The sequence below is a fragment of the Streptomyces tricolor genome (genome assembly GCF_002155905.1).
Lineage (GTDB): Bacteria > Actinomycetota > Actinomycetes > Streptomycetales > Streptomycetaceae > Streptomyces > Streptomyces tricolor.
The window spans coordinates 1-9,699 of the sequence record NZ_MUMF01000507.1 but is presented as its reverse complement, the minus strand read 5'-3'; the positions used below and the strand labels follow the sequence as shown (position 1 = coordinate 9,699).

Below are 9,699 nucleotides of genomic sequence, written 5' to 3'. Positions count from 1 at the left end.
ACAGCTCCGCCGCCCGCTCGAAGCTGTGCAGGACCGCCATGGAGCCGGTGATGGTGATCTCCTGGTTGTAGATCCGGTACGGATCGATCGTCACCCGGGTCGCGTAGTCGGCCACCCCGAACTGGAGGAACGTGCCCGCCTTGGCCACCCGGCCCAGGCCGTCCTGGATCGCCGCCGCGTTGCCGGTGGCGTCCACCACCACGTCCCAGCCCTGCGGGCGGTCCAGTTCGTCCGCGTGCGCCGCGGCGGCCGAGACGCCGAGCAGCCGGGCCGTCTCCAGGCGGGCCGGGTTCACGTCGACCACGTCCACGCGGGCCGCACCGGTCCGCTTGGCCAGCTCCAGCATCATCAGGCCCATCGTCCCGGAGCCGTAGATCAGGACGTGGGCGCCGAGCCGGGAGCGCAGGACGTCGTAGCCGCGCACCGCGCAGGACAGGGGCTCCACCAGGGCCGCGTCCTCGGTGCGCACGTGCTCGGGCAGCTTCACGCAGTTGGCGACCGGGGCGAGCGCGTACCGCGCCGCGCCGCCCGCCGTCGTCACGCCGATCGCGGCCCACCGCTCGCACAGGTTGTTGTGGCCGGTACGGCAGTACCGGCACTCGTAGCAGTACAGCGAGGGGTCCACGGCCACCCGGTCGCCGACGGCCACCTCGGTGACCTGGGTGCCGACCCCGACGACCTCGCCCGCGAACTCGTGCCCGGGGACGATCGGCAGCTTGGGCGCGAACTCGCCCTGGAGGATGTGCAGGTCCGTGCCGCACAGGCCGCAGGCCGCCACTTCGACGACGACCTCGCGGGGGCCCGGCGTCGGGTCCGGGACCTCGGTGACGACGGCGCGGCCCACGGACTCGATGACGGCGGCCTTCATTTCACGGCTCCCAACGACAGGCCCTGGACCAGCTTGTCCTGGGCGGCGAACCCCGCGGCGAGCACCGGCAGGGAGATGACGAGCGACGCGGCGCACACCTTGGCCAGGAACAGGCCCTGGCTGGTGATGAAGCCGGTCAGGAAGACGGGGGCGGTCTCGGCGACCACGCCCGTGAGCACTCGGGCGAAGAGCAGTTCGTTCCAGCTGAAGATGAAGCAGATCAGGGCGGTGGCGGCGATGCCGGGCAGGGCGATCGGGGCCACCACGCGCGCGAGGATCACCGGAAGCCGGGCGCCGTCCACCCGCGCCGCCTCGATGACCGCGACCGGCACCTCGGCGAGGAAGGACTGCATCATCCACACCGCGATCGGCAGGTTCATGGAGGTGTAGAGGACGACCAGCAGCCAGATGTTGTCGAGCAGCTGGGCGTTCTTGGCGAACAGATAGATCGGCAGCAGGCCCGCCACGGCCGGCAGCATCTTCGTGGAGAGGAAGAAGAACAGGACGTCCGTCCACTTCTTCACCGGCCGGATCGACAGCGCGTAGGCCGCCGGGAGGGCCAGCAGGAGGACGAGGAGTGTGGAGGCCACCGAGGCCACCGTGGAGTTGATCAGCGCGGGCCACGGGCTCGCCCCGCCGCCGCTGCCGAAGAACTCGCGGTAGCCGTCGAGGGTCAGGGCGGCGGTGAACGACGGCGGGTTGGTCGCCGCGTCCGCCTCGGAGTGGAAGGACGTCAGGGCCATCCACGCGATGGGCAGGAAGAAGACGATGCCGGCCAGCCAGGCCAGCAGGCCGAGCCCGCCCCGGCGCAGGACGCTCATGCGCGGGACACCTCCTCGCGGAACAGGGACGACACCACGCGCAGGGCGAAGGTCGCGATGACGATCGAGCCGATGACCACCAGGACGCCGGCGGCCGAGGCCAGGCCGTTCTCGTGGGCCTGGTAGAAGCTCTGGTAGACGGTGTAGGGCAGGTTGGCGGTGCCCAGGCCGCCGGACGTGATCGTGAAGACCGCGTCGAAGTTCTGGACGATGTAGATCGAGCCCAGCAGCGCGCCCAGCTCCAGATAGCGGCGCAGATGGGGCAGGGTCAGATGGCGGAAGATCTGCCAGTCGCTCGCGCCGTCGACCCGCGCGGCCTCGATCTGCTGCTGGTCCCGGCTCTGTAGCCCCGCCAGCAGGATCAGCATCATGAACGGCGTCCACTGCCACACCAGGGAGGCCTCGACGGCGAGCAGCGGGGTGCGCGACACCCAGTCCGGCTGTGGACCGCCCACATAGTGCAACAACCCATTGAACAAGCCGTATTCAGGGTTGTAGAGCACATGCTTCCAGAGCAGGGCCGCGGCCACCGGCACCACCAGGAAGGGCGCGATGAGCAGGGTGCGGACGATGCCCCGGCCGCGGAACCTGCGGTCCAGCAGCAGCGCCAGCACCAGCCCGAGGACCAGGCTGGCCAGCACCACCCCCGCGGTGAGCAGCACGGTCGTCCACACCGAGTGGCGCAGGTCCGCGTCGGTCAGCACCTCGCGGTAGTTGTCCAGGCCGGTGAAGTGGCGGGCCTTGGGGTAGAGGGCGTTCCAGTCGAAGAAGGAGATCACCAGCGTGGCCACGAACGGCAGCTGGGTCACCACGATCATGAAGACGAGGGCGGGCAGCAGCGGGGCCCGGGTGGCCCAGGCGCGCAGCCGGGCCGAGGGCTGCCTGACCGTCCGTGCGGGGGTGGCCGCGAGGGGGGCCGTGGTGGTCGCTGTCATCGTCCCTCGTACTCCTCGGAGATCTTCTCGGCGAGCGCCTGCGACTTCCGCAGGGCCGCGTCCACGGACTGGCGTCCGGCGATGGCCGCGCTGATCTCCCGGGAGACCCTGGTGCCGAGGTCGGTGAACTCGGGGATGCCGACGAACTGGATGCCGGGCGCGGGCCGCGGCTGCACGCCGGGGTCGTTCGGCCGGGCGCTCTCGATGGCCTCCTTGGTCATCTCCTGGAAGGCGGCGGCCGAGGCGCGGTAGTCGGCGTTGGTGTAGGTCGACGCCCGCTTGCCCGCCGGGACGTTCGACCAGCCGCTGGTCTCGCCGACCAGCCGCTCGTACCCCTTGCCGGACGCCCAGGAGACGAACTTCCAGGCCTTGTCGGGGTTGCGGGAGGCCTGCTGGATGCCCCAGGCCCAGGTGTAGAGCCAGCCGGAGGACTTCGTCCGCTCCACGGGGGCGGGTGCGTAGCCGAGCTTGCCCTTGACCGGGGACTCGGCCGCCTCCAGCAGTCCGGCCGCGGAGGTGGCGTCGTACCACATGGCGACCTTGCCCTGGGTCATGTTGTTCAGGCACTCGGCGAAGCCGGACTGGGCGGCGCCGGACTCGCCGTGCGCTCGGACCAGGTCGACATAGAACTTCGTCGCCTTCGTGAAGGCGGGGGAGTCGAGCCGGGCCTTCCAGTCCTTGTCGAACCAGGTGCCGCCGAAGGTGTTCACGACCGTCGTGAGCGGGGCCATCAGCTCGCCCCAGCCGGGCAGCCCGCGCAGGCAGATCCCCCGCATGCCGGGCCGGGCCCCGTCCGCCTTCGCGGCCAGGTCGGCGACCTGCTGCCAGGTGGGGCGGGCGGGCATCGTCAGGCCCTTCTCCGCGAACACGTCCTTGCGGTACATGAGGAAGGACGACTCGCCGTAGAAGGGCTGCCCGTAGAGCTTGCCGTCGTCACCGGTGAGCGACTGGCGCATCGGCTTCAGGACGTCCTTCTCGTCGTACGCCGGGTCCTTCGCGACGTACGTGTCCATCTCGTGCAGCCAGCCGTTGCGGGCGTAGATCGGTATCTCGTAGTTGGACAGGGTGGCCACGTCGTACTGGCCGGCCTGGTTGGCGAAGTCCTGGCTGATCTTGTCGCGGACGTCGTTCTCGGGCAGGACCGTGAAGTTGACCTTGATGCCGGTGTCCTTGGTGAAGTGGGCGGCGGTCAGCTTCTGCAACTCGGTCATCTGCGGGTTGTTGACCATCAGCACGTTGAGGGAGTCGCCGCCGGAACCGGTCCCGCCGGCGCCGGCCCAGCAGCCGGAGAGCAGCGGGGCGAGCAGCGTCCCTGCGGCGGCCAGGGCGAGCGTGGCTCGCGGCCTCCGTCGGCTCGGGGTGCGCATGGATCGCTCCTGGAGGTATGCGAAGTACGGGGACATAAGGGGTGTTCGGAGGTGTGGAACACCCAGGGGCGGACGGGTGGGGAGACGGGAGGGTCGGGAAAGGCGGGTGATCAGACGCGGATGACCTGCGGGCCCAGCAGGGAGTAGCGGTGGGCCTCGGCGGACGGGAGGAGAGTGCTGGTCACGATCGCCTCCAGCGCGCCGATCTCCGCGAACCGGCAGAAGCTGACCGCGCCGAACTTGGTGTGCACGCCCGCGAAGACCGTGCGCCGGGCGGCCCGGACGGCCTGCGCCTTGACCTCGCTGACCGCCGGGTCGGGGGTGGTCAGGCCGTACTCGCGGGAGATGCCGTTGGCCCCGATGTAGGCCAGGTCGATCACGAAGCCGGCCAGCATCTTCGTCGTCCAGTGGTCGACGGTGGCCAGCGTGCCCGGGCGGACCCGGCCGCCGAGCAGCAGGACGGAGACGTGCTCCGCCTCCGCGAGGGCGCCCGCGACCGGCAGGGACGCGGTGACCACGGTCAGCGGCCGGTCCCCGGGCAGCGCCTCGGCGATGAGCTGCGGGGTGAAGCCCTCGTCGACGAAGACGGTCTCGGCGTCCCCGAGCAGCTCGGCCGCCGCGGCGGCGATCCGGCGCTTCTCGGGCACATGGCTGGTGGCGCGGAAGGCGAGGGTCGTCTCGAAACCGGCGCTCTCCACCGGGTAGGCGCCGCCGTGGGTGCGGCGGACCAGGCCGTGGTCCTCCAGGGCGCGCAGATCACGCCGGATGGTCTCCTTGGCCACGCCCAGTGCGGCGGCGAGCGCGGTGACGTCCACCGAGCCGGTGGCCCGGGCGGCCCGCACGATCTCGCGCTGGCGTTCTTCCGCCGTCCTGGGGGTCATGTCGTCACCCACTTCCCTGTGGAACTGCCCGTTCGGGCCCATGGGGGAAGTTCTACCGTCGGTGCGCCGCGCTGACCAGGTCTGTTGCGGGCCCGATGGTGCCCGCTTGGGCCCGCTTCGCGCGGGCCGTGCCCGCCACGGACCTGCGTGGCTGCCCGGGGCGGGGTGGTATCGGGCACGGCGGACGCCCGGATGCGGCTGCGGGCGGGCCCGTTCGGTGCCCGCCCGCGCGCGTGGACGATCGTTTTGCGCCGCTCCCGGTCCTTCCGGGGCCTCAGTACGGCCAGATCGGCGGGTCGTTCACGAAGTGCCCGCCCAGGCGGGCGTGGGCCGGGTTCTCCGGGTCCAGCTCGCCCTGCTCGGCGATGAGCTTCCCGGCGTACGGCTCGGAGTCGTCCTGCGGCTCGTAGCCGAGCGCCCGCGCGGTGGTCAGGTCCCACCACAGGCGGGTGTTGGCGGAGGAGCCGTAGACCACCGTGTGGCCGACCTCCTCGGCGGTCAGGGCCGCGTGGAAGAGGCGGGCGCCGTCGGCCGGGCTCATCCACACCGAGAGCATGCGGACGCTGGTCGGCTCGGGGAAGCAGGAGCCGATGCGCACGGAGACGGTCTCCAGGCCGTGCCTGTCCCAGTACAGCTGGGCCAGGTCCTCGCCGAAGGACTTCGACAGGCCGTAGAAGGTGTCCGGGCGGCGCGGGGTGTCGATCGGGATCGGCGGCTCGCCCGCGCGTGGGGCCGGGGTGAAGCCGACGACGTGGTTGGAGGAGGCGAAGACGATCCGCGGCACGCCCTCCCGGCGGGCCGCCTCGTACAGGTTGTAGGTGCCTTCGATGTTCGACCGGAGGATCTTCTCGAAGGGTGCCTCCAGGGAGATCCCCGCGAGGTGCAGGACCGCGTCCACGCCCCGCACCGCCTCGCGCAGCGCCTCCGTGTCGGTGAGGTCCGCGGTGATCGCGTCCGGCGCGTCCTCGACCGGCCGCACGTCGAACAGGCGCAGGGTGTAGCCGTACTCCGGCAGCAGGGACCGCATCAGGGTGCCGAGCCCGCCGGCGGCACCGGTGAGCAGGATCGTACGGGGAGCGGGCATCCTTCGGTCTCCTTGACGTCAACGGCCGCATGCGTGGACAAGGTTCATATGCATGGACACGCTAGGGAGCGGTGATCCACCCCGTCAAGTGTGCCGTGACAGGGGGAATTCCGCTGCTGCATTGCCTGTGCGCGCGCTTGACCCGCTCCGATGCGGGCTCGTAGCGTGAGGTTGTTCAGAAATATAGACGTCGATCAGAAACATGCACCGACTGGGAGCGCCTGTGACGCCAGCCCCTCTCGCCGCCCGGCTCCGTGACCCGGGCGGGCCGCTCTTCTTCCCCGTCACGGCCTACGGCCCCGGCGGCTCACTCGACCTGGACGTCTACCGCACCCATGTGCGCCGGGGGGTGGCGGCCGGTGCCGCCGCCGTCTTCGCCGCGTGCGGCACCGGGGAGTTCCACGCGCTGCTGCCGGAGGAGTTCGAGGCCTGCGTCCGGGTGGCCGTCGAGGCGGCCGAGGGGCGCGTCCCGGTCGTCGCGGGCGCCGGCTACGGTACCGCGCTCGCCGTCCGCTACGCGCGCCTCGCCGAGGACGCGGGCGCCGACGGCATCCTCGCCATGCCGCCGTACCTGGTGCTCGCCGGCCAGGACGGCCTGCTGCGGCACTACCGGGAGATCGCCGCGGCCACCGCGCTGCCCGTCATCGTCTACCAGCGCGACAACGCCGTCTTCACCCCGCCCACCGTGGTGGAACTGGCCCGCACCGACGGCGTCATCGGCCTCAAGGACGGCCTCGGCGACCTCGACCTCATGCAGCGCGTCGTCAGCGCCGTCCGCACCGAGGCCCCCGGCGACTTCCTGTACTTCAACGGCCTGCCCACCGCCGAGCAGACCCAGCTCGCCTACCGCGCCCTCGGCATCACCCTGTACTCCTCGGCGGTGTTCTGCTTCGCACCGGAGATCGCCCTCGCCTTCCACCGCGCCCTGCGCACCGGCGACCTGTCCGCCGCGCACCGTCTCCTGGACGGCTTCTACCGCCCCTTCGTGGAACTGCGCGCCCAGGGCCGCGGCTACGCCGTCTCCCTCGTCAAGGCCGGGGTGCGGCTGCGCGGCCTGGACGTCGGCGAGGTCCGGCCCCCGCTGCACGAACCGGCCGAAGAGCACGTCAAACAGCTCGCCCAGCTGATCGAGCGCGGCTCCGCCCTGCTGGAGGAGGACGCGTGAGGACATCGGCGTTCGTCTACCCCTGGGACGTCACCGGCGACCCCGAGGCCCCCGCGCGCATCGCCGGGCTCGGCGTCGAGCAGGTCACCCTCGCCGCCGCCTACCACTCCACCCGCGCGCTGACCCCGCGCCACCCCCGCCACCGCATCGTCACCGCCGAGTACGCGGCCGTCCTCTACCCGCCGGGCGACCGCTGGGCGGGCCGCGGCCTCAGGCCCTACCCCGCCGGCCGCTGGGCCCCCGGCGACGCCTACGGCGAGGCCGCCGAAGCCCTCGCCGCGGCCGGCCTGGAGGTGCACACCTGGGTCGTCCTCGCCCACAACTCCCGCCTGGGCGCCGAGCACCCCGACACCTCGGTCGTCAACGCCTACGGCGACCGCTACCCGTGGGCGCCCTGCATCGCCCAGCCCGCCACGCGCGCGTACCTGGTCGACCTGGCCGCCGAGGCCGCCGTACGCCCCGGCGCGCGCGGCACCGAACTGGAGTCCCTCGGCTGGTACGGACTGCAGCACCTGCACGCCCACGACAAGACCGCCGGCGTCGGCCTCGGGGACGCCGGGCAGTACCTGATGTCGCTGTGCTTCTGCCCGTCCTGCCGGGCCGGCTACGGCGCCCACGGCCTGGCCGCCGACGCGCTGGCCGCGGCCGTCCGCGAGGCGCTGGAACCGCTGTGGCGGGGCGCGGCGGACGACGAGGGCTGGCCGACGGTGGAGAAGCTGCTCGGGGAGGACACGGCGACCGCCACGCGCGCGTGGCGCGAGAACACCGCCCGCACCCTCCAGGAGGAGGCCGTCGCCACCGTGCGCGCCGCCGCGCCCGACGGCTTCCAGGTGCTGCTGCACGCCGACCCGGTCCCCTACCACTGCGGCGCCAACGCGGGCGTCGACCCCGCCCACATCCTCTCCGTGGCCGACGGCGTGGTGGTGCCCTGCACCGGCGGTACGGCCCTGCTGGCGCCCTTCGCCGGGCAGGCGCGGGAGGGGGCGGTGCTGGCCGCCAACCTCACGGTCGTCTCCGGGATGGGCGGCCGCCCCGGCACGCTCGCGGCGGACGCGGCACGCGCGCGTGCCGACGGCGCGACGGAACTGCGGCTGTATCACGCCGGGTTGGCGTCGGACGGCGACCTCGCGGCGGTCCGGGAGGCGCTCGCGGCGCGCTGAGCCAGCGGCAGCGCCGTCAGCAGCAGCGCCAGGCCGTAGAGCGGCAACAGCAGCCCGGGGCCGGCCAGTTCGACCAGGCCGGCCCCGGCGGCGAGCCCGAGCACGTTCGGGGTGAAGACCAGCGTGTGGGCCGTGGCCGTCACCCGGCCGAGCAGCGGGCCGGGGGTCTCGCGCTGGACCGCGGTGAGCGCGGCGATCAGCACACAGGGCAGGCCCAGGCCGCCCGCCGCGGCCGAGGCCAGCGCCACCGGGTCCCACGGCACGGCCCGCGCCACCACCGCGGCCCCCGTCAGCGCGATCCCGGCCGCCGCGAACCGCCGCCCGCCCAGCCGCCGCAGCGCCGGCCCGGCGAGCAGCCCGGCGGCCACCGAGCCGGCGCCCTGGGCGGCGTACAGCACGCCCGTGTAGGCGGGGGAGTGGCCGAGCCGGTCGACCACCGCGTACACCGTCGTACTGGCCAGCGCCGTCAGCAGCATCGTCGTACCGCCCGCCCGGACCAGCGGGCGCAGCACCGGGTGGCCCCACAGGTGCCGGACGCCCTGCGCGGTCTGCCGGCGCCAGCCCTCGCCGGACCGGGCGGGCCGCTGCTCGCGCACCCGCAGCAGGGCGCACAGCCCGGCGGCGAGCACGAAGGTCGCGGCGTCCAGGCAGGCCACGGCCGGGCCGCCGTAGACCGTGTAGAGGCCCGCCCCGGTCAGCGGGGCGACGAGCTTCATGCCCTCCGTGACGGCCGTCCGCAGCCCGTTGAAGTCGCCGAGGAGGTCCGGGCCGACCACGGAGGACACCAGCGCCGACTCGGCGGCGTCGTGGACGACGCCGGCGGTGCCGTACAGGAACAGGACGGTGAACAGCAGCCACAGGCGGGCGGCGGAGTCGACGGCGAAAAGGGTGAGGAGCAGGGCCGCAAGGCCCAGGTTCAGGGCGATGAGCAGGGGCCGGCGCGGGAGGCGGTCGGCGAGCGTGCCGAGCGCCGGGCCGGCCAGGGTGGGCGCCCACATGGCGAGCATGCACAGCGCGGCCAGACCGTCGGACCCGGTCAGCTCCTTCACCCACACGCCCGACGCCAGCCACAGCGAGGAGGTGCCGAACCCGGACACCACCAGGCCGGTGAGATACAGCCCCGCGTCGCGGTCCCGCAGCACGCGGAGCAGGGTCAGGGAAGTCGTCATGCCCGCTCATCGTGGGTCTAAGGAGGGGGCGCCGGGATCGGGAAGACACCCAGGTTCCCGGAACGGCCACGACGCCGAACCGCCTCGGCCCTCCGGCACCGACACCCGCCCGCCCGTCCTCCACTACGGCGCCTCCAGCGGTGCCGGCGGCAGGGGCGGGGTGCTGGTCGGGGTGGGTTCCGGTCGCGGCGGGTGATGGCCGAGGTGGGCGGCATCGAGGCGGGCGTGGGCCGTGGCGGGGGTCGGCAG

The 9,699-nt window shown here is 73.0% G+C and carries 9 protein-coding genes; 2 read left to right on the top strand and 7 right to left on the bottom strand.

The features are described 5' to 3' along the window. From CCN44_RS31840 to CCN44_RS31815, 6 genes are all read right to left on the bottom strand, one after another. Positions 1-868 (bottom strand): zinc-dependent alcohol dehydrogenase family protein (locus tag CCN44_RS31840; protein ID WP_086701574.1); only part of this gene is annotated, 868 nt, incomplete at its 3' end. Next, the gene (locus CCN44_RS31835; RefSeq protein ID WP_059248654.1) at positions 865-1,689 is read right to left on the bottom strand and encodes a carbohydrate ABC transporter permease; all 825 of its coding nucleotides are present in this window, start codon (positions 1,687-1,689) and stop codon (positions 865-867) included. The genes CCN44_RS31835 and CCN44_RS31840, both read right to left, overlap by 4 nt. After that, positions 1,686-2,624 (bottom strand): carbohydrate ABC transporter permease, encoded by a 939-nt coding sequence (locus tag CCN44_RS31830; RefSeq protein WP_059248653.1) that lies wholly within the window; start codon positions 2,622-2,624, stop codon positions 1,686-1,688. The genes CCN44_RS31835 and CCN44_RS31830 overlap by 4 nt, the downstream gene beginning before the upstream one ends. After that, positions 2,621-3,991, bottom strand: coding sequence for an ABC transporter substrate-binding protein (locus tag CCN44_RS31825; RefSeq protein WP_086701572.1), 1,371 nt, complete (start codon positions 3,989-3,991; stop codon positions 2,621-2,623). The genes CCN44_RS31830 and CCN44_RS31825 overlap by 4 nt, the downstream gene beginning before the upstream one ends. 110 nt (positions 3,992-4,101) lie before the next feature. Next, on the bottom strand, positions 4,102-4,872 hold the full coding sequence (locus tag CCN44_RS31820; RefSeq protein WP_059248651.1) for a DeoR/GlpR family DNA-binding transcription regulator: 771 nt from the start codon (positions 4,870-4,872) through the stop codon (positions 4,102-4,104). Between the two features lie 274 nt (positions 4,873-5,146). Continuing rightward, positions 5,147-5,956: an NAD-dependent epimerase/dehydratase family protein gene (locus CCN44_RS31815; RefSeq protein ID WP_059248650.1), complete on the bottom strand. Its 810-nt coding sequence runs from the start codon at positions 5,954-5,956 to the stop codon at positions 5,147-5,149. Between the two features lie 223 nt (positions 5,957-6,179). On the opposite strand from CCN44_RS31815, the gene CCN44_RS31810 reads away from it, so the two are divergent. Both CCN44_RS31810 and CCN44_RS31805 read left to right on the top strand, forming a co-directional pair. Beyond that, positions 6,180-7,121 (top strand): 5-dehydro-4-deoxyglucarate dehydratase, encoded by a 942-nt coding sequence (locus tag CCN44_RS31810; protein WP_086701570.1) that lies wholly within the window; start codon positions 6,180-6,182, stop codon positions 7,119-7,121. After that, complete coding sequence (locus tag CCN44_RS31805; protein WP_086701567.1) at positions 7,118-8,281, top strand: hypothetical protein; 1,164 nt, start codon at positions 7,118-7,120, stop codon at positions 8,279-8,281. Before CCN44_RS31810 ends, CCN44_RS31805 begins: the two co-directional genes overlap by 4 nt. Here CCN44_RS31805 and CCN44_RS31800 read toward each other — a convergent pair. Next, positions 8,218-9,450, bottom strand: coding sequence for an MFS transporter (locus CCN44_RS31800; protein WP_059248647.1), 1,233 nt, complete (start codon positions 9,448-9,450; stop codon positions 8,218-8,220). The genes CCN44_RS31805 and CCN44_RS31800 overlap by 64 nt on opposite strands. Positions 9,451-9,699: the final 249 nt, after the last annotated feature.

What these genes read in the sequence shown, in the direction of transcription:
- CCN44_RS31835 (WP_059248654.1), bottom strand. Translation starts at nt 1,689, where the DNA reads ATGAGCGTCCTGCGCCGGGGCGGGCTCGGCCTGCTGGCCTGGCTGGCC.
- CCN44_RS31830 (WP_059248653.1), bottom strand. Translation starts at nt 2,624, where the DNA reads ATGACAGCGACCACCACGGCCCCCCTCGCGGCCACCCCCGCACGGACG.
- CCN44_RS31825 (WP_086701572.1), bottom strand. Translation starts at nt 3,991, where the DNA reads ATGCGCACCCCGAGCCGACGGAGGCCGCGAGCCACGCTCGCCCTGGCC.
- CCN44_RS31820 (WP_059248651.1), bottom strand. Translation starts at nt 4,872, where the DNA reads ATGACCCCCAGGACGGCGGAAGAACGCCAGCGCGAGATCGTGCGGGCC.
- CCN44_RS31815 (WP_059248650.1), bottom strand. Translation starts at nt 5,956, where the DNA reads ATGCCCGCTCCCCGTACGATCCTGCTCACCGGTGCCGCCGGCGGGCTC.
- CCN44_RS31800 (WP_059248647.1), bottom strand. Translation starts at nt 9,450, where the DNA reads ATGACGACTTCCCTGACCCTGCTCCGCGTGCTGCGGGACCGCGACGCG.